The 20305-nt window shown below is 62.3% G+C and carries 16 protein-coding genes; 13 read left to right on the top strand and 3 right to left on the bottom strand.

From position 1 onward, the window contains the following. The first annotated feature begins 552 nt into the window (after positions 1-552). The 5 genes from ACB030_RS09540 (at position 553) to ACB030_RS09520 (ending at position 6689) form a co-directional block, all read left to right on the top strand. Positions 553-1578, top strand: coding sequence for an ABC transporter permease subunit (locus tag ACB030_RS09540; protein WP_371159349.1), 1026 nt, complete (start codon positions 553-555; stop codon positions 1576-1578). Positions 1579-1580: 2 nt separating this feature from the next. Then, complete coding sequence (locus ACB030_RS09535; RefSeq protein ID WP_371159347.1) at positions 1581-2624, top strand: ABC transporter permease; 1044 nt, start codon at positions 1581-1583, stop codon at positions 2622-2624. Positions 2625-2706: 82 nt separating this feature from the next. Continuing rightward, positions 2707-4524 (top strand): extracellular solute-binding protein, encoded by a 1818-nt coding sequence (locus ACB030_RS09530; protein WP_371159345.1) that lies wholly within the window; start codon positions 2707-2709, stop codon positions 4522-4524. Positions 4525-4537: 13 nt separating this feature from the next. Beyond that, positions 4538-5596, top strand: a complete 1059-nt coding sequence (locus ACB030_RS09525) for an ABC transporter ATP-binding protein (protein WP_371159343.1) — start codon at positions 4538-4540, stop codon at positions 5594-5596. 91 nt (positions 5597-5687) lie between these two features. Then, positions 5688-6689: an ABC transporter ATP-binding protein gene (locus ACB030_RS09520; RefSeq protein WP_371159341.1), complete on the top strand. Its 1002-nt coding sequence runs from the start codon at positions 5688-5690 to the stop codon at positions 6687-6689. 612 nt (positions 6690-7301) lie between these two features. On the opposite strand, the gene ACB030_RS09515 is transcribed toward ACB030_RS09520, so the two are convergent. Further along, complete coding sequence (locus tag ACB030_RS09515) at positions 7302-8753, bottom strand: aminoacyl-histidine dipeptidase (protein ID WP_371159339.1); 1452 nt, start codon at positions 8751-8753, stop codon at positions 7302-7304. Between the two features lie 939 nt (positions 8754-9692). Here ACB030_RS09515 and gpt point away from each other — a divergent pair. From gpt to ACB030_RS09485, 6 genes are all read left to right on the top strand, one after another. Beyond that, positions 9693-10160 (top strand): xanthine phosphoribosyltransferase, encoded by a 468-nt coding sequence (gpt, locus tag ACB030_RS09510; protein ID WP_025325960.1) that lies wholly within the window; start codon positions 9693-9695, stop codon positions 10158-10160. A 172-nt stretch (positions 10161-10332) separates the two neighbouring features. Beyond that, on the top strand, positions 10333-11601 hold the full coding sequence (frsA, locus tag ACB030_RS09505; RefSeq protein WP_371159337.1) for an esterase FrsA: 1269 nt from the start codon (positions 10333-10335) through the stop codon (positions 11599-11601). A gap of 62 nt (positions 11602-11663) precedes the next feature. Further along, positions 11664-12056, top strand: coding sequence for a sigma factor-binding protein Crl (gene crl / locus ACB030_RS09500; protein WP_371159335.1), 393 nt, complete (start codon positions 11664-11666; stop codon positions 12054-12056). 134 nt (positions 12057-12190) lie between these two features. Next, a complete protein-coding gene (gene proB / locus ACB030_RS09495) occupies positions 12191-13294 on the top strand; it encodes a glutamate 5-kinase (RefSeq protein ID WP_371159333.1) in 1104 nt (367 codons plus the stop codon). 36 nt (positions 13295-13330) lie between these two features. After that, positions 13331-14584 (top strand): glutamate-5-semialdehyde dehydrogenase, encoded by a 1254-nt coding sequence (locus ACB030_RS09490; protein ID WP_371159331.1) that lies wholly within the window; start codon positions 13331-13333, stop codon positions 14582-14584. 150 nt (positions 14585-14734) lie between these two features. After that, positions 14735-15370, top strand: coding sequence for a murein L,D-transpeptidase catalytic domain family protein (locus tag ACB030_RS09485; protein ID WP_025325965.1), 636 nt, complete (start codon positions 14735-14737; stop codon positions 15368-15370). Positions 15371-15427: 57 nt separating this feature from the next. On the opposite strand, the gene ACB030_RS09480 is transcribed toward ACB030_RS09485, so the two are convergent. After that, on the bottom strand, positions 15428-15859 hold the full coding sequence (locus tag ACB030_RS09480; protein WP_205642337.1) for a universal stress protein: 432 nt from the start codon (positions 15857-15859) through the stop codon (positions 15428-15430). A 201-nt stretch (positions 15860-16060) separates the two neighbouring features. Between ACB030_RS09480 and ACB030_RS09475 the strand changes: the two genes are divergently transcribed. Then, entirely contained in the window at positions 16061-16813 is a 753-nt protein-coding gene (locus tag ACB030_RS09475; RefSeq protein WP_371159328.1) for a hypothetical protein, read from the top strand. Between the two features lie 48 nt (positions 16814-16861). Here the strand turns inward: ACB030_RS09475 and ACB030_RS09470 are convergent, their stop codons facing one another. Beyond that, on the bottom strand, positions 16862-17353 hold the full coding sequence (locus tag ACB030_RS09470; RefSeq protein ID WP_371159326.1) for an RNA methyltransferase: 492 nt from the start codon (positions 17351-17353) through the stop codon (positions 16862-16864). A gap of 314 nt (positions 17354-17667) precedes the next feature. On the opposite strand from ACB030_RS09470, the gene ACB030_RS09465 reads away from it, so the two are divergent. After that, positions 17668-20289: a molybdopterin-dependent oxidoreductase gene (locus ACB030_RS09465; RefSeq protein WP_371159324.1), complete on the top strand. Its 2622-nt coding sequence runs from the start codon at positions 17668-17670 to the stop codon at positions 20287-20289. Positions 20290-20305 lie beyond the last annotated feature (16 nt).

Here is a 20305-nt window from a genome sequence, read left to right as displayed (position 1 = left end):
GCATGCGATTATGTAAATATGTTGTTAAATCTGTCTTTTGCCATTTTATTGATTATTTTTGAACTTATCGATAAGTCGCCTGTCTCCATGAGCTCTGTATCGTGGAATGACATTTTTGCAGTATTTAAATCTATCTTTGGTGGTTGGGTGATTTCTGAACAGGTTAAGGTCTTAGGATATTTACTCTTCTTTAATAGGTAAAATGAGATGAGGCGTGGTTTGATTTTATCTGTTTGTTTTTATTGTGATTTTATGGGTTTAAAACGGCTTTGTAATTAATTTTTTAATAATTAAAAACAAGTTAAATGAGAAGGCGTAGCAGTTTTTTATATTGAAGTTGGATTTTTTGGAAAAAAACATCGGTGAGTTCTGCTGCGAACATCGCTGACGATTGATGGGCTTAGTTCTACTTGATTTTTGTTGCAGAGCTTTTACAGTGGCCGAGCGGGATTGTCTGCCAATACCAGTCAATTCAGTGAGTAATGCCAGGAAGCATAGGTCGGTCACCGGATGTGACTGACCATAAAAGAACAACAAGGACGAGGTTCCACCATGCTGTCGTATTTTCTGCGTCGGATGCTTCTGATCATCCCGACGTTTCTCGGTATCACCCTGCTTGTCTTCACCATCACCCGCTTCGTGCCGGGCGGCCCGGTCGAGCGCATGTTGCTGCAGGCGCAGGTCTCGCAGAACGAGACGGGTCGCTCCAGCGGCAGCAAGGGGGCGCAAGCGCTCTCCGATGAGCAGATCGAGGAGCTCAAGGCGTTTTACGGCCTCGACAAGCCCATGCTGGTCGCCTACTGGGAGTGGCTGCAGAAGCTGGCGGTGCTGGATCTCGGGGAGTCGACCCGCTACTACGAGCCGGTGTGGGAGCTGATAAAGGACAAGCTTCCCGTCACCGCCTTCTTCGGGTTGGCCACCTTTCTGCTGAGCTACGCCGTCTCCATCCCGCTCGGGGTGGCCAAGGCTCTCAGGCACAACAGCCGCTTCGATTCGCTCAGCTCCATGCTCATCTACATGGCCTATGCGCTGCCCGCCTACGTGGTGGGGATCTTCCTCATCACCGTCTTCGCCTTCCATCTGGAGTGGCTGCCCATGGGGGGCTTCCCGGGGGACGATTTCGACTCCATGGAGAGCAGCTGGGATCAGGTCCGCACCCTCTTCGCCCACGCCCTGCTGCCGCTCATCGCCTACGCCATCGGGGATTTCGCCATCCTCACCATGACCATGAAGAACAGCCTGATGGAGAACCTGTCGGCGGATTACGTGCGCACCGCCGTGGCCAAGGGGCTGCCGTTTCGCAAGGCGGTCACCGATCACGCCATGCGCAACAGCCTGATCCCCATCGCCAGCCACTTAGGATCGGTGCTCACCGTCTTCTTCGGCGGCTCCTTCCTCATCGAGACCATCTTCAACATCGACGGCATAGGTCTGCTCGGCTACGAGGCCATCGTCGAGCGGGATTACCCCACCGTCATGGGCATACTGGCCATCACCTCCATGTTGATGCTCATCGGCAATATCGTCTCCGATATCTGCGTTGCCCTCGTTGACCCTCGCGTACGGTTTGGAGAGTGAGCATGAACCTGAACCCGGTTACGCTGAAAAAACTCAAGCGCTTCAAATCCATCAAGCGCGGCTACTACTCCTTTGTCATCTTCTCGGCCCTGGTGGTCATCTCCCTGCTGGCGGAGCTGCTGGTCAACAGCCGGGCGCTGGCGGTGAGCTATCAGGGAGAGCTCTACTTTCCCACCTATGGCGACGTGATCCCGGGCCAGCACTTCGGGCTCGACTACGAGTACGAGACCAACTACCGCCAGCTCAAGGGCAAATTTGCGCAGGAAGGGAAGGGGAACTGGGTGCTGCTGCCTCTGGTGCCCTGGAATCCCTATGAGCAGGATTTCAAGGAGGATGCCTATCCGCCCTATGCCCCCAGCCTGGCGGAACGTCACTTCCTCGGCACCGACACCAGCGGTCGCGACGTGCTGGCACGGCTGGTCTACGGCTTTCGCATCGCCATCGGCTTTGCCTTTATCGCCCTGGCGGCCAGCTATGCCATAGGGGTGACCATAGGCTGCATGATGGGCTTTCTCGGCGGGCGTTTTGATCTCATCTTGCAGCGCTTCATCGAGATCTGGTCCCAGGTCCCCTTCCTCTACGTCATCATGATCCTGGTATCCCTGGCCAAGCCGAACTTTGGCCTCTTCGTGGGGATCAACGTGCTGTTCGGCTGGATGGGGATCACCTGGTACATGCGCACCCTCACCTACAAGGAGCGGGCGCGGGACTATGTGATGGCGGCGCGGGCGCAGGGGGCGACCACGGGGCGCATCATCTTCCACCACATCTTGCCCAACACCCTGATGATGATCGTCACCCTGGCGCCGTTCGCCGTGGTGGGGAACATCTCCACCCTGACGGCGCTGGACTACCTGGGTTTTGGCCTGGCGCCGCCGACCCCGAGCTGGGGGGAGCTGCTCTCGCAAGGGATCAACAACCTGGATGCCATCTGGATAGTGAGCTCCGTGGTGGCGGCGGTGAGTCTGGTGCTGATCATGGTCTCCTTTATCGGCGAGGCGATCCGCGAGGCGTTCGATCCGCGCAAGTTTACCCGTTATCAGTGATCCGGGGCCCGCCTCAGGGCCCCGGGTATCCAACCCTTAATTGAGACGCCCCCGGTGCAGGGGCATGACCTGGAAGTCAAACATGAACAATAAAATCAAATGGATAGGTGCTCTCTTTCTGCTGGTGAACGGATCCTGGGTGTGGGCTGCCAGCCTGCCCGCGGATCTCAAGTGGGAGACCAACGACAGCGATCCCACCTTCGCCTCCCCCAAGGCGCTGCCCGGCGGCACCCTCAACCTCTTCATCGACAGCTTTCCGCTGACGTTTCGCACCGTGGGGCCCGACTCCAACGGCTCGTTCCGCTCCTTCATCCAGGACAACCAGCTGAGGCTCATCAGCTTCCACCCCAATACCGGCAACCCCATCCCCTCGCTGGCAACCCACTGGGCCATAGCGCCAGACAGCCAGACCGTCTATTTCAAGCTGGATCCCCGCGCCAAATGGTCTGACGGCAAGCCCGTCACCGCCGACGACTACACCTTCGGCTACGAGATGATGCGCTCCAAGGACATCAAGGGGCCCTGGTTCAACAACTACTACACCACAGAGGTGGTGGCGGTGGAGAAGGTCGACGAGCACACCATCCTGGTGAAGGCGGGCAGCCGCAAGGCCAGGCTGGATCTCCTCAACACCACTGAGCTGTGGCCCCAGCCGAAGCACTACTACAAGATGGGGCCGAACTGGGTGAAGCAGTACAACTGGGCTGTGGTGCCGACCACGGGCCCCTATGTGATGAGCGAGGTGAAGAAGGGCAAGTCCATCACCTTCAGCAAGCAGAAGGATTGGTGGGCCCAGCAGGATCGCTACAACCAGCACAGATTCAACCTCGACCGCATCAAGGTGCAGGTGATCCGGGATCACAACATCGCGTTCCGCCACTTCCTCAAGGGGGAGCTGGACACCTTCGAGATGATACTGCCCAACTGGTGGCATGAAAAAGCGGTCACCCCGGAATACAAGAAGGGGTATGTGCAGAAGGTGATGGCGATGACCGACACCAAGCAGGGGGGGCAGGGGGTGCACCTCAACGTCAGCAACCCCAAGCTGGCGGACGTGAATGTGCGCCTCGGCATCCAGCACGCCATGAACCTGGACAAGATGATAGCGACCGTGCTGCACGGCGACTACGACAGGGCCACTACCTTCGGCTCGGGCTTTGGCGAATTCACCGACATCAAGCTGCCGGAGCGGGCCTATGACATCACCAAGGCGCGGGAGTACTTCGCCAAGGGTGGCTACAGCAAGCCGGGGCCGGACGGCATCTTGCAAAACGACAAGGGGGAGCGGCTGACCCTGGCGCTGACCTATACCAGCCAGGAGCACTCCAAGCGGCTGACCGTGCTCAAGGAAGAGGCCAAGAAGGCGGGCCTGGATCTGGAGCTCAACCTGGTGGATGGCGCCACCGGCTTCAAGGTGATGCTGGAGAAGAAGCACGAGGCGGCCTGGCTAGGCTGGGGCGGCGGCGGTCTCTACCCGCAATACTGGGAGTCGTTCCACTCCGACAACGCCAACAAGCCCCAGACCAACAACCTGTTCAACGTGGCCGACAAGGAGCTGGACGCCCTGATCGACGCCTACAACGTCGAGTTCGACATGACCAAGCGGGCCGGGATCTCCCGCCAGATCCAGCAGCGCATCTATGACTTGGCCATCTTCGTTCCCGGGGTGCAGCTCAACTATGTGCGGGCCAGCAGCTGGCGCCACCTGATGCTGCCGGAGGTGCCCGCCACCCGTAACACCCCGGATCTGCTCTACTGGCCGATGGATGGCTACCCACACAGCAGCGGCGGCCTGCTCTGGCTCGATCCCAAGGTGCAGGAAGAGACCCGGAAGGCCAAGGAAGCGGGTGAGTCGCTCGCTCCCATCACCCTGATCGACAAGACCTATGCGCATCATTGAGAAGGGGGAGACGATGGCAGAGACAGATGCCCCCATCCTCGATATTCGAGACAATGGGGGGAAGTTCACCGCCGATAACGGTCAGGGCAGGGCTCCCATCCTGGAGGTGCGCGATCTTGAGGTGGAGTTCAGCGTCGACGACGGCAAGATCAAGGTGCTCGACGGGGTCAGCTTCCAGGTCGCCCCGGGCCAGACCCTAGGGATCGTCGGTGAGTCCGGCTGCGGCAAGAGCGTCACCTCGCTCGCCATCATGGGGCTGTTGCCGAGGCCCCACGGTCAGGTGGTGGCCGGCTCCATCCGCTTTCAGGGGGAGGAGCTGCTCGCCCTGGCGCCGGATCAGATGTACAGGGTGCGCGGCAACCGCATCTCCATGATCTTCCAGGAGCCGATGACGGCGCTCAACCCGGTGCAGACGGTCGGGGATCAGCTGATGGAGGTGTTCAGCCTGCACAGGCCCGATTTCAGCAAGGCCGAGCGCCGGGAGGCCGCCATCGCCATGCTGCAGAAGGTGGGGATCCCGGAGCCGGCCCAGCGCTTTGCGGTCTATCCCCACAACCTCTCCGGCGGCATGCGCCAGCGGGTGATGATCGCCATGGCGCTGGCCTGCGAGCCGGATTTGCTCATCTGCGACGAGCCGACCACTGCGCTGGATGTCACCATCCAGGCCCAGATCCTGGATCTGATGAAGGCGCTGCAGGCCCAGACCGGCATGGCCATCATCTTCATCACCCACGACCTTGGTGTGGTGGCCGAGCTGTGCGACGAGGTGGTGGTGATGTATGCGGGCCGCGCCGTGGAGCGGGCCGACATCCTCGAGCTGTTTGACCACCCGCGCCATCCCTATACTCATGGTCTGATGGCCTCGATCCCGCGCCTCGAAGACGTGCCAAAGAGCTTGCTCAAGACCATCAAGGGTCAGGTGCCCGCCCTGCACGAGATGCCGGCGGGCTGCCGCTTCTCCAACCGTTGCCCCCACGCCACCGAGATCTGCGTGGGCACCAACCCGGCGACAGAGCAGCTGAGCGATCGCCACGCGGTGGCCTGCCACCACTGGAAGGAGTTGAGCATATGAGCATCTTGTTGTCGGTCAGAGACTTGAAGCAGCATTTCAGCAACAGGGAGGGCGGCAGGTCGCCTCTTCACCTGAATGGACGGGGGCGGCGATGAGCATCTTGTTGTCGGTAAGAGACTTGAAGCAGCACTTCAAGATGGGTGGCGGCTTTTTGCGCAAGCCCTACACCGTCTATGCGGTGGATGGCATCAGCTTCGATCTCAAGCAGGGAGAGACCCTGGGGCTGGTGGGGGAGTCCGGCTGTGGCAAGTCCACCCTGGGGCGCTCCCTGCTCAAGCTGTTTGAGCCCACGGCGGGGCAGATAAGCTTCGAGGGGCGCGACATCACCCGGTTGTCACCCGGGGAGATGCGATCCCTGCGCCAGGAGATGCAGATAGTGTTCCAGGATCCTGCAGAATCCCTCAACGGTCGCCACACGGTGGGGCAGATCCTGGAAGAGCCCTTCATCATCCACGGCAAAGGCAACACGGCGCAACGACGCGGCTGGGTGCTGGAGCTGCTGGACAAGGTGGGCCTGCCCAAGAGTGCGGTGGATCGCTATCCTCACGAGTTTTCCGGCGGTCAGCGCCAGCGCATCGGCATTGCCCGCGCCATCGCCCTCAAACCCAAACTGCTGGTGTGTGACGAGGCGGTGTCGGCGCTGGATGTCTCGGTGCAGTCCCAGATAGTGAACCTGCTGCTCACCCTGCAGCGGGAGATGAACCTGGCCATCATCTTCATCGCCCACGATCTCTCTGTGGTCAAACACATCTCGGACCGGATAGCGGTCATGTACCTGGGCCGGATCGTCGAGCTGGCCGAGGCCCAGCAGCTTTACCTGAGCCCGCGCCACCCCTATACCCAGGCGCTCATCTCGGCCATCCCGGTGCCGGATCCCCGCAGGCGCAACCAGCGCATCCTGCTGACCGGGGACGTCCCCTCACCCATCTCGCCGCCAAGCGGCTGCCACGTTCATCAGCGCTGCCCCTATGCCACGGATCTGTGTCGCAGCACCTCGCCGAGTCTGGAGCCCTGTGGCACAGAGGCCCATCAGGTAGCCTGCCACTTCCCCTTGCCCGCGGTGGAGGCGGCGGCGCTGGGAAAGGCGGTTTGATGCCGGCGTCCGCTTCGCCAGGGCCGGTATCGCAGCAAGCTGGCGTCGGGGACGAGCAATAAAAAAATGGGGCCTGTGGGCCCCATCTTCATGGTTGGAGTTCAGGTTTGGCCGTGGAACATCTGGCCCGGGCAGGACAGCGCCCCGAGGGGGTGGCTGTGGTGTGGATTGCGTTATGTTGTAATTTTACTACTTTTGTTGCTTCAACATCCGAGCCGGCGACATCAGGCGCCATAGCGGAAGTAGTAGTTACGGGTCGAAGGCGCATAAGTGTCTTTCTCTTGTGTGCCTTTCTTGCTGGATGCACCCTTCAGGTGGAACAGCACTGCCAGGTTCTCAAACATAGTCTTACCTCTTCGCTCTGTTGATTATTGTTTCCTGTGACATTGGTCACAATTTGATGCTAGAGGCTTTTGTGATCTCGATCAACTTATTGTGTTGTAAATTTACATAAATCATGGAAAAGGTTTTCAAATCCAGGGTTGCTTATGGATACGATTTCAAGGGGGAGCAGCAGGGGCAGTGAAGGGGGCAACGCAGGGAAAAGAGGGGCACAGCCCCAATGACATGCCCCGCACTGGGCGGGGCATGGAGTGGCTCGGGAGGCCGGGCTTACTTGGCCGGGATCTGTTCCAGCACGTGGACCAGCAGTTGCCAGAAGCGCTCGACCGCCGGGATATGAACCCGCTCGTCCGGTGAGTGGGCACCGCGTATGGTCGGGCCGAAGGAGACCATGTCCCAATCCGGGTAGGCGCTCTTGAACAGACCGCACTCGAGACCTGCGTGGATCACCATGACGTTCGGCATCTCGCCGAACAGGGTCTGGTAGCTGTTTCGCACCAGGGCCATGACGGGGGAGTCCACGTTCGGTGCCCAGCCCGGGTAGGCGCCGGTGAATTCACAGCTGGCACCCGCCAGGCTGAACAGGGAGCGAGTCATCTGCTCGACGCTCTCGCGACCGGAGTCGATGAGGGAGCGGATCAGGCACTGCACATAGACTTCGCCCTCCAGGGTCTTGATGACGCCGAGGTTGGTGGAGGTCTCGGTGACACCCGGGATGGTATCGCTCATGCGCATCACCCCGTTGGGGCAGGCCATCAGGGCATCCAGCAGGCGGGTCTGGAGTGATTCGCTCATCAGCTTGGCGGGCATGTCCCGGCCGCTCAGCAGCACGGTCAGGTTCGCCTCGGTGGCGGCCAGCTCGCTCTGATAGATGCCGGCGTAGCGGTCAACCAGGGCCTTGAACTCGCTGACGCTGGCGGTGGGCACCAGCAGGGTGGCGCGGGCTTCGCGGGGGATGGCGTTGCGCAGGGTACCGCCGCTTATCTCGGCCAGACGCACCCCCAGCGGCTCGGCGGCCTTGAGCAGACGCACCAGCAGCTTGTTGGCGTTGCCGCGGCCGCGGTGAATGTCGACCCCGGAGTGACCGCCACGCAGCCCCTTCACCTGCAGCTCGAAACCTTCCCCTTCAGTGGCGGCAACCAGCTCCAGCGGGAAGCGGATATTGGCATCCACGCCGCCGGCGCAGCCCATGTAGACCTCGCCATCCTCTTCGGAGTCGGTGTTGAGCAGGATCTCGCCCTCCAGCCAGCCCGCCTCCAGACCGAAGGCGCCTGTCATGCCGGTCTCTTCGTCGGTGGTCAGCAGCACTTCCAGCGGGCCGTGCTTGATGGTCTTGTCGGCCAGCACGGCCAGGCAGCCTGCCATGCCCATGCCGTTGTCGGCGCCCAGGGTGGTGCCACGGGCGGTGACCCATTCACCGTCGATGTAGGCATCGATAGGATCCTGGGTGAAGTTGTGCCGGGTGTCGGCATTGGCCTGGGGCACCATGTCGATGTGGGCCTGCAGCACCACGGCCTTGCGGTTTTCCATGCCCGGGGTGGCCGGCTTCTTGATGATGATGTTGCCCACGGCGTCCTGCTTGACCGCCAGGCCTTCCCCCTGGGCCCACTGCACTATCCAGGCGCTCAACTTGGCCTCGTGCTTGGAGGGGTGGGGAATGGAGCAGATCTGCTCGAAGAATTGCCAAATCAATTTGGGAGACAGGGAACTAAGCTGTGCCACGTCGGGACTCCTTACCAGCACGGAAATGGACAGGGCCCGGTGGGCCGCAGAAGAGGGTAACGATAATACAGTCAATCACACAAAAATGTGAGCGATCAGCGCAAATTGCGGTCTGCTTGTGCTGATAAAGGGAGCCTGAATGGCGAACATGACTGCTTTACCCATGTGTACCAGCAGAAGATGAAGTTTGTGACACGCATCACAAAAATATTGTCTTTTCGCCGCCGGGTGGTAAATTAGCCGCCGTGGGTCAACCACTTGTCAGGACGACAATGAATGCCTCCAGGGAACCGAAGCAAAGCAAGTGCGCCTCCACGGAACCGAGTGTCTGTTCAAGGATCTGAACCCGCATTAAAGGTACGTAACTTGTTAAGCAATCAGGAGTTTTAATATGTCAGGCAGCAATTCAACCTATTGGTTCGCCCAGTCTCTCTATACCCAGGGTTTCAACTATCCGAACCCCTACGCCGGTCGTCGTTAAGACGGGCAGTCAGCCAGGCTGACAGAAAAAGCAGAGAAGCAGCAGGTGTGTGAGGGTTTCATCCTCCCCCTGCTATTTTTTTACCCGAAATTCGAGGTTTGCTCTTCGAATGAGCACCCTGTTGATGAGGACTGGGCCCCGAGGGGAGGCCAAACGGGCAGGAGATGGCCGACTTTTCCTGTTTTTCGCATACGTTTGCCAGTCATTTTATCTGCAAAGGGTGCTATCATACCGGCCCAACAGCTGGCCTGAGGTCTGGGTCTAGATCGATATGGCCGCCAGCCATGCCCGTCCTGCTTTCAATGCATCTGCTTTTTGCTGCCGAGGGTTCACCCCTGAGGCCGCAAAAGTGCAAGCAAAATTCAGGAAACGGGGGCCTGAATTTACCGGATCCCGTGTGTCTGCCGGGACTCTTACGTCTTAAGTGATTGCCTTTATAACTCGTTGAGATCGATAGCATGCCTAAGAAATTCTATGTGTCGTGGGATAACCTGCAACGTGAAGCGCGCCGTCTGGCCCGTCGTCAACTGCCCGTCAGCCAGTGGAAAGGGATCATCGCGGTCAGCCGTGGTGGCCTGGTGCCTGCGGCCCTGATGGCCCGCGAACTTGGCATTCGCAACGTAGAAACCCTCTGCATCTCCAGCTATGACCACAACAGCCAGCGTGAGCTGGTGGTCGTCAAGGCTGCCACCACGGCCGGTGACGGTGAAGGCTGGCTGGTAGTGGAAGATCTGGTGGACACAGGAACGACCGCCAAGGCGATCCGCGAGCTCTACCCCAAGGCCAAGTTCATCGCCATCTTCGCCAAGCCCATGGGTGAACAATTGCTGGATGACTTCGAGGTCGCCATCCCGCAGGACACCTGGATTGAGCAGCCCTGGGACATGGCGCTGGAGTTTGCCAACCCGATCTGCGACGAAGAGTAATCGCCCCCTGCCTTGGCGCACCGCCCCTGACTGTGGTGGGGCGGTTTGCTCGCGCCGATGGCAAGATGGTTTCATAGGGCCCCTGTTTGGGGCCTTATGCGTTTATGATGTGGCTGCCTGCGGGGAAAAGTGGTTAAGATGGACCATTGTTTGAGACAGAAGAGTCACCATCTTGGAACCAAACGACGATACCAACCTGACGGAAAAGCTGTTCACCCGGATCAAAAAGGTATTGGAAACCTCGGAAATATCCAACTCCAGCCCGGTCGAAGAGCAAGACAGCTCCCTGGCCGAGAGCTTCATCGATGGCGCCCTGTCGCCCCATTGGTACCGCCTGCTGCGCCGGCCGACCTGGGCCTGGCAGGGGGCGGACCCGGTGGAGGTGGAGCAGACCCTGGCCCGCATCGCCATGGGGCAGGGGGAACGCAGCCACGAGCGCTATCTGGATACCATCAAGGGCTATGTGCCCGGCAACTGGATCTATGAGTGGAGCCAGCTGGCTGGCCGCTATTTCAATGCCGGGCGCGAGCTGGTCAGCCAGGGCGATAGCGCCGGAGCGTTGAAGAATCTGCTCAAGGCGGTGCGCTACTACTCCATCGCGAGCTACCCCCACCTCAAGAATGACGAGCTGGCGGATCAGGCCCAGTTGCTCTGCAACATGGCCTACCGCGAGGCAGGCAGGCTGTTCAAGGTGCCCCTCAAGGAGCTGCAGGTCCCGTTCCGGGGCAAGACCATTCAGGGCTACCTGCACCTGCCCACCACCGACAAGCCGGTGCCTCTGGTCATCGTCAGCGGTGGCATAGACGCCCTCCAAGTCGACTTCCTCAACTTCTACTTCAAGTGCCTCGAGCCCCAGGGCATCGGCATGCTGTCGCTGGACATGCCGGGAACCGGCTATGCGGAGCACTGGCCGCTGGTGCAGGACACCAGTCGCCTGCACCAGGCGGTACTCAACCATCTCTCCGAGGTGGCTTGGGTCGATCATCAGCGCATCGCCATGGTGGGATTCCGCCTCGCCGGCAATGTGGCGGCGCGCCTCGCCTTCATCGAGCCCTTCAAGCTCAGGACAGTGGTCTGCATCGGGGCCGGCATCAATCAGGTGTTTACCAATCAGGAGATGTTTGCCCGCTGTCCGCGCATGATGCGGGACGGGCTGGCGAACCGCCTGGGGTCCGATGCCGCCCAGTGGGATCTGCTGCGCACCAAGTGCCAGGTCTTCTCCCTCAAGACCCAGGGGTTGCTGGGGAGCCGCACCTCTGTGCCCATCCTGAGTATCGGCCACAAGCGTGACTTCATTTGTCCCGAGCAGGATGTCCGGGCCCTGGCCTCCGCCAGTCGCAATGGCAAGGCGGTGGTGTTTGACAAACAGCCTCTGCTGGAGGTGTATGACGAGGCGCTCAAAGAGACGGTAGATTGGCTAAAGAAACACTTATGTACATGATATAGAACTAAAAATGTAACATCATCATGTGATGGTATGGCTTGTTCAACAGGGAGGTTAGCATGTCAGAAAGAGTGACCTACAAGCGATTGCTGCGGCAATTCGCGGCCATTGGCCCCTATCTGCGCGAGGATCTGTGCGAGGAGGGGCGCTACCGCTTCGACTGCCTGTCCGTCTGCGTCAGCGCCAAACCGGCGCCGGACAAGCGGGAGTTCTGGGGCTGGTGGCTGGTGCTGGAGCAGGAGGACCACAGCTTCAGCTATCACTATCAGGTCGGCTTCTACAATGCGGAAGGGGAGTGGATCAACAAGCCGCTGCCCAAGAAGCACCAGGCCGAGGTCGAGCGTACCCTCAACCACTTCTACAAACTCATCAGCGCCAAGCTGACCCTGCTGGAGTGCACCTTGTCTCCCGCCAAGCAGGTCACCGCCGAGCTGAACGTGACGGCGGCCTGATCCGCCCGGGCCCTGCGGTCATGGATCCGCGGGGCCTCCTTCTTTGCCATGACAGCTGTGAGGCTTAATTGCCTTGCAGGGTAACAGGGCCGTGGGTATAAAGGGATTCCTTACCTTTCTAACCCTTTGTTCCCATGGAAAACAGAACCATAGTCGTCAAATTGGGCACCAGCGTGCTCACCGGGGGATCTGCCCATCTCAATCGTGCTCACATGGTGGAGCTGGTCAGGCAGTGCGCCGCCCTGCATCGACACGGACACCGTGTCGTTCTGGTGACCTCCGGCGCCATCGCCGCCGGACGTGAGCACCTGGGACACCCTCCGCTGGCGCCGACCCTGCCCAACAAGCAGATGCTGGCGGCGGTGGGCCAGACCCAGCTCATCCGGGTATGGCAGGACCTGTTCAATCTCTACGGCCTGCACATCGGCCAGATGTTGCTGACCCGCGCCGATCTGGAGGACAGGGAGCGTTACCTCAATGCCCGCGACACCCTGCGCACCCTGCTCGATCATCGCATCATCCCCGTCATCAACGAGAACGACGCCGTGGCCACCGCCGAGATCAAGGTGGGGGACAACGACAACCTCTCCGCCCGCGCCGCCATCCTGGCCGATGCGGATCTGCTGATCCTGCTCACCGACCAGAAGGGGCTCTTCACCGCGGATCCCCGCACCAACCCGGATGCCCAGCTCATCGAAGAGGTGCAGACCATAGACGACACCCTGCGATCCCTCGCCGGTGACAGCGTCAGCGGCCTCGGGACCGGCGGCATGGCCACCAAGCTGCAGGCCGCCGACGTGGCGCGCCGCGCCGGGGTCAACGTGGTGATCGCCACCGGCCAGATCCCGGAAGTGATCGGCCGTCTCGCCGCCGGCGAGCGGGTGGGCACCCTGTTCCCGGCGCTGGCCTCGCCGCTGGAAGGGCGCAAGAGCTGGATCCTGGCAGGCCCGCCCCCCCATGGGGAAGTCCAGGTGGATCAGGGGGCCGTGGCCGCCATGCAGGAGAAGGGCTCCAGCCTGCTGCCCAAGGGCATAGTCGCGGTCAAGGGCGACTTCGTCCGTGGCGACGTGGTGCGGATCCTGGATCCCAAGGGCTGCGAGCTTGCCCGCGGCATCTGCCGTTACGATCATCTGGAGCTTGAGAAGCTGCGGGGCGTACACTCGGATCAGATAGAGGCCGTGCTGGGTTACGGCTATGGTGCCGTCGCCATCCACAGAGACGATATGGTGCTGCTGTAAGGCAGCACCCGATGTTGAGAGACAAAGGATAAAGCTATGAGTCTGGAGAAAATGGGGCAGGCGGCCCGCGAGGCCGCCTATCAGCTGGCGACCATCAGCACGGCGCAGAAAAACCGCGCGCTGGCCGCCATCGCCGATGAACTGGAGGCGCACAGTGCGCAGATCCTGGCTGCCAACGAGAAGGATATAGCGGCAGGCCGCGACGCCGGCCTGTCGGAAGCCATGCTGGATCGCCTGCTGCTCAACCCCGCCCGCCTCGCCGGCATAGTGGCGGACGTGCGCAAGGTGATCTCCCTTGACGATCCGGTCGGTGCCGAAATCGACAGCCGGGTGCTGGAGAACGGCCTGCGCCTCTCTCGCCGCCGGGTGCCCATAGGTGTCATCGGCGTCATCTACGAGGCGCGCCCCAACGTCACCATCGACATCGCCAGCCTCTGCCTCAAGACCGGCAACGCCAGCATCTTGCGCGGTGGCCGCGAGACCTTCCACTCCAATCTGGAGCTGGTACGGGTGATCCAGCGCGCGCTGGCGGCCTCGGGCTTGCCTGGGGATGCGGTGCAGTACATCGACAACCCTGACCGGGCCCTGGTGGGCGAGCTGCTGCGCCTCGATCGCTATGTGGACATGATCATCCCCCGCGGCGGCGCCGGGCTGCACAAGATGTGCAAGGAGAACAGCTCCATCCCCGTCATCATCGGCGGCTTTGGCATCAGCCACATCTTCGTGGACGAGAGCGCCGATCTGGAGCGCTCCCTGGCGGTCATCGACAACGCCAAGGTGCAGCGCCCCTCCGCCTGCAACGCCCTCGATACCCTGCTGGTCCACGAGCGGATCGCCGCCCGCTTCCTGCCGCAGCTGGTCTCCCTGATGAACGAGCGCAAGGTGACCCTGGTGGGGGCCGCCAACGCCATGCCACTGCTGGCAGGGGCCGACAACCTGTGCGAGGCGGGGGCGGAAGATTTCGACACCGAGTGGCTGGGGCTGACCCTGGGGGTCAAGCTGGTGGCGGACGTCAACGAGGCGCTGGCCCACATGCGCGAGCACAACGCCGGCCACTCCGACGCCATCCTGACCAACGATCTGGCCAATGCGGAGCGCTTCGTCAACGGCGCCGGCTCTGCGGCTGTCTACGTCAACGCCTCCACCCGCTTCACCGACGGCGGCCAGTTTGGCCTGGGGGCGGAAGTCGCGGTCTCGACCCAGATGCTGCACGCCCGTGGCCCCATGGGGCTGACCGAGCTGACCAGCTACAAGTGGGTCGGCCAGGCGGACTACCTGATCCGTGCCTGAGCAAGGTCGTCAGCATATTGCCGTCAATGCCGACTCAGGTCGGCATTTTTGTGGTTTTTTATTGCGCACTATCAGTGGCTTGCATATAACTATCCAGCGAGACATGGCGTCATTCAGAGCGCCAGTTCAGGAAGGGGAGCGACTTCAAGGATGAAGCGACAGTATTGGATGTCGCGGCTGGCCAGCCTCTGGCTGGGGCTGCCGCTGCTGCTGGGGGCGCTCTGCTTCAGCAGCCAGGGCCACGCCAGCTGGGATCAGGATCTCTATCGCCAGCTGGGTCTGGCGGGCAAGCTGGACAAGCAGGTGTTCCGCAAGGCCCTGCAGGGCTATCAAGATGTGCGCCACAAGCGCAAACCCATACTCACCATCATCGACTACAGCAAACCCTCGACCATGCGCCGCCTCTTCGTCATCGACGTGAAGCGCCACAAGCTGCTCTACCACACCTGGGTCAGCCACGGTCGCAATTCGGGGGAGCTGGCCGCGCGCCAGTTCTCCAACCAGCTCAACTCCCGCCAGAGCTCCCTCGGGGTCTATCGCACCGCGGAGACCTACCAGGGCAAGCACGGCTACTCCCTGCGCCTGGACGGCCTGAGCCCCGGCAAGAACAGCAATGCCCGCAAGCGCGCCATAGTGGTGCACGGGGCTGACTATGCGAGCCCGAGGCATTTGCAAAAATATGACAAGCTGGGCCGCAGCTGGGGTTGCCCGGCGCTGCCAAGGGAGCAGTCCAGGGCCATCATAGACACCATCAAGGGGGGCAGCGTCATCTATGCCCACGGTTGAGGGGGCATAGAGAGCAAAAAGGCCAGCTCGTGCTGGCCTTCGCGTATCAGGCGGGGATTACTTGCGGACCACCAGCACCGGGCAGGGGGCGTGACGCACCACCGACTCCGCCACGCTGCCCACCAGCAGGTGGCTGATGCCGGAGCGACCGTGGCTGCCCATGACCAGCAGATCCACCTTGTCTTCCTTCGCCTGGATCACTATCTCGTCGGCGGCGCGGCCGAAGCGCACCTCGAACTTGGCCGGGATGGGCAGGCTGGCGACCAGATCCTTGAGCTGGCTCTTGGCCTGACGCTCCATCTCGTGGGTGATCTCGATGGCGGTCATGTGCAGGATCTTGTAGCTGTCGAAGCCGTGCAGCTGATCCACCACGTGGACCAGCTTGAGCTCGGCCTGATGGCTCTGGGCCATGAAGACGGCGTAGTCGAGCACGGCCTTGGACATCTCGGAAAAATCGACGGGACAGAGCAGGGATTTAATGGTCGGCATGAGAAGGCTCCCCTCAGTTAGGTCACTAATGAATCTTATGGTTCATGATACCGATCGACGGAGCAATAACCCTCGACCCGCTCGCAAAATCAGGAAAAATGTGAACGGGCAGGACGGCTTTCTATGCTATCTGTATGCCTGAACGGGCCGTCTGGCGGTGAGCGCCTGCTGACGGCAACATCTTAGAGGAAATACTGGTACATGGTTCGTCCGCTCCTGTTGTGCTGCCTGCTGCTCGTCTTGTCTGTCCGGGCCGATACCATACACGTCTATTGCGATGACTGGCCCGGCTTCTGCCACCGGGATGGCAAGGGCGTCTATCTGGACATAGTGCGCGCCATCTATGAGCCCCAAGGGCATGTGATCCAACCTCACCTGGTGCCCTACAAGCGGGCGCTGGCTGTGGTGTCCCAGAAGGGGGGCGACATGGCGATGGGGGTCTATCGGGGAGAGGTGAAAGGCGCTCATCAGCCCGATTACCCCGACTCGGCCGATTACGTGAGTGTGGTGATGCAGGATCGCTGGTTGCAGCACTGGAACGGGGAACACAGCCTGAAGGAGCAGGAGGTGCTCTGGCTGCGGGGCTGGGCCTTCGACAAGTTCATCCCGGTGACCATGCGGTGGTACGAGATAGACAGTCATGAGATGGCGCTGCAATTGCTGCTCAAGGGGCGCTACCGCTACTACCTGACCGACGGTGCCCTCTACCCCAAGGACGGCCTCCCACCCGAGCTGGCACAGGTGTTCCTGCGCTGGATCCCGACCTACCCCATCTTCGCCGATACCGAGAAGGGCAGGCAGTTGCACGGGCTCTGGGATCCCGGCATGCGCACCTTGATAAGGGAGGGGACGCTGGCACGGATCTATCGGGAAAACCGGCTCTACGACGACTACCTGGACTTTATCAGTGAGCAGGAGGCCAAGGTGCGCAGGGAGGCGCCATCACAGGATTGAGGCGGCCTGCTGGCCACCTGGATCATCTTCTTGCTTGGCATTCAGCCTTCAGCCTTCAGCCCTCAGCTTCTTGGCCAGCCGGTCGTAGAGGATCACGTTGACCGAGGCGGCCAGGTTCATGCAACCCTGAGTCGGTACATAGACAACCTCCCTCACCGCCGCGAAGCGGGCGGGCTCCAGGGTGCCATCCTCAGGGCCGAAGATGTAGAAGGCCCGCTCGGGGTGCTCGTAGTCCGGCAGCGAGGTGGCTCCCTCGATGAGATCCACCAGCACAGGGGTGCAGCCCTCGGGGACGAAGGCCAGCAGATCCTCGACCCCGAGCAGGGGGATCTTCTCCACCATCTGCTTGGTGTCGGTGGCAAAGCGCCGCGCCAGCTCGAAGCGTTGACCCGTGTAGTAGACCTCTTCTGCTCCGTAGCAGCCGGCGGCCCGCATCACGGCCCCCACGTTCTCCGGTGACTTGGGATTGACCAGCCCGATGGCGCAATACTCGGGGGCCGCATCGACCCGCTGTGCGGCGCCGTAACCTGACTCTTTCATCTCGTTCTCCTCTGTGGCGGCGCATTATACTCCCGGCGCGCCCCTTGCCCAGCCTGTGGTGCCGACTCCCGTCTGGCGGGCCCAACAAGGGAGCAGTTGCACCGCGCTGGCGCAGCCCTGCACCCTGGCGCCCAATGGCTGCGCACCTGGCATCCTGGCGCGGGCTTTGCAGTCACTTGCCCATACAAGATGACTGAGGCTCATCCGGACAACGGCGTCCGTCCCCGCAGGGGGGCGGACGCTTTTTTTATGGGCCTGCCATCAGACGGGACAAGGGGCGGCCCCGGGGGCCGCCGGCGACAAGGAGCGAGGGAATGAAGACCACCTGTGCCTATTGTGGAGTGGGGTGTGGCATCCGGCTCAGCCGGGAGGGGGAGCGCTGGCAACTGCAGGGGGATGAAGAGCATCCGGCCAACGGCGGCGCCCTCTGCGTCAAGGGGGCCAGCCTGCTGGAGAGCCTGGCCTTCCCCGATCGCCTGCTATATCCGCGCTGGCTGGGGCAGCGAATCGGCTGGGATGAGGCGCTCGATACCCTGGCGGAGCGTTTCGCCGCCATCCTGGCTGAATCCGGGCCGCAAGCCATCGGCATCTATCTGTCTGGCCAGCTCACCACCGAGGATTACTACGTCGCCAACAAGCTGATGAAGGGGTATCTGGGCAGTGCCAACGTGGATACCAACTCCCGGCTCTGCATGTCGTCGGCGGTGGTGGCCCACCAGCGCGCCTTCGGCGAGGATCTGGTGCCCGCCTGTTACGAGGATCTGGAGCTTGCGGATCTGGTGGTGCTCACCGGTGCCAACACCGCCTGGACCCACCCTGTGCTGTTTCGTCGCCTGCAGCAGGCGCGGGCGCGCCGCCCCGAGCTCAGGCTGGTGGTGCTGGATCCCCGCCGCACCATGACGGCGGAGCAGGGGGATCTGCATCTGGCCCTCAAGCCCGGCAGCGACGTGGCGCTCTGGAACGGCCTGTGCCGTTATCTGCTCGACAGCGACGGCTGGGACCAGGCCTATGTGGCGCAGCACGTGAGCGGCTTCGAGGCGCTGGCGGCGGCGCTGGACGACCCCGCCTGGCAGCTGGACCAGGTGGCCCGCAGCTGCGGCCTCTCCCGCAGCGATCTGCTCGGCTTCTACCAGCTGTTTGCCCGCACCCCCAGGACTGTCACCCTGTTCTGCCAGGGGATCAACCAGTCCAACCAGGGGGTGGACAAGGCCAACGCCATCATCAACGCCCATCTGATGTGCGGCCGCATCGGCAAGCCGGGGGCGGCCCCCTTCTCCATGACGGGGCAGCCCAACGCCATGGGGGGGCGCGAGGTGGGGGGGCTGGCGACCCAGCTCGCCGCCCACATGGGCTTTGGCGAGGCCGAGTGCGATAGGGTGCAGCGCTTCTGGGGAAGCCCGACCATGGTGCGCGGGCCGGGGCACAAGGCAGTCGAGTTGTTCGAGGCGGTGTACAGGGGGGAGATCCGCGCCCTCTGGGTGCTTGGCACCAACCCGGCGGTCTCCCTGCCGGATGGCAACCGGGTGCGCGAAGCCCTGAGCCGCTGCGAGCTGCTGGTGGTCTCGGAGGTGACGGCCAATACCGACACGGCGCGCCTCGCCCACCTGCTGCTGCCCGCCGCCGCCTGGGGGGAGAAGAGCGGCACCGTCACCAACTCCGAGCGCACCATCAGCCGCCAGCGCGCCTTCCTGCCCCTGCCGGGGGAGGCCAGGCCCGACTGGTGGGCGCTGACCCGGCTCGCCCGCCGGCTCGGCTTTGGCGAGGGCTTCGCCTATGAGCACGAGCACGAAATCTTCTGTGAACACGCCGCCCTGTCCGGCTTCGAGAACGAAGGGGCCCGCCAGTTCGACATCTCGGGGCTGGCGGATCTTAGCCGCGCCGAGTTCGAGGCGCTGGAACCCTTGAGCTGGCCCGTCAACGCCGACTGGCCAAAGGGGCGAGCCCGCTTGTTCGAGGACGGGCGCTTCGCCACTCCGGATGGCCGTGCCCGCCTGCTGCCTCTGGCCCAGCACTTCCCCCCGCAGCCCGAGGCCGGGCCAGGGGAGGATCTCCCCCTGCTCCTCAACAGCGGCCGGCTGCGGGATCAGTGGCACACCATGACCCGCACCGGCCACGTGCCCAGGTTGCAGGAGGCTGAGCCCTGGCCCAGGGTGCGGGTGGGGGCCGCCAGCCTGCTGGCGCTCGGCGCCAGGGAGGGGGATCTGGTGCGCCTTCACAACGAGATCGGGGAGGCGCTGCTGCTGGTGGGGCTGGACGAGGGGCTCAGGGAGGGGGAGGCCTTCCTGCCCATGCACTGGACCGACAGCCAGTGCAGCCAGGGGGCGGTCAACCGCCTCATCGCCGCCGTGGTGGATCCCCTATCCGGGCAGCCCATGTTCAAGCAGGGGCGAGTGCAGGCGAGGGCGCAGGCCACCCGCTGGCAGGGACTCTGGTGCGGCCGCCATGACTGGCGCGAGCCGGTGGACTGGTGGGCCAGGCGCCCCCTGCCCGAGGGCAACTGCACCCTGCTGGCCTCCTGGTCAGACAGCACAGAGAGCCTGTGGCAACGGTTGGGGGCCGAGGGACACTGGCTGCGGCTGCCCCTGAAGGAGGGCTGGCTCGCCCTGGCCCTGATCGGGGATCGCATCGAGGGCATCCTGCTGGTGGGGGAGCGGCGTCCTGACATCAAGGTGGATCTGCTGGCCAGCCTGCTCGGCACGCCGCTGCAGGCGGGGGCCCTGAGCCAGACCCTGAGCCAGGCGCTTGCCGGGGAGAGCCGGCTGGTCTGCTCCTGCCTGCGGGTGTCGGAGCAGCGCATCGTCGATGCCATCACCCGGCAGGGGGTGAGCGAGCTGGCGGGGCTGCAGGCCCTGCTCGGCTGCGGCAGCAACTGCGGTACCTGCCTGCCAGAGATCGACAAGCTGTTGATCAAGCATGTCTATATCGCCCAGGCCTGAGGCCTGGGCAGCAACA

This window comes from Aeromonas sp. S16(2024) (assembly GCF_041403065.1).
GTDB lineage: Bacteria > Pseudomonadota > Gammaproteobacteria > Enterobacterales > Aeromonadaceae > Aeromonas.
The sequence above is the reverse complement of the archived record's forward strand: the minus strand, read 5'-3'. Positions and strand labels throughout refer to the sequence as shown.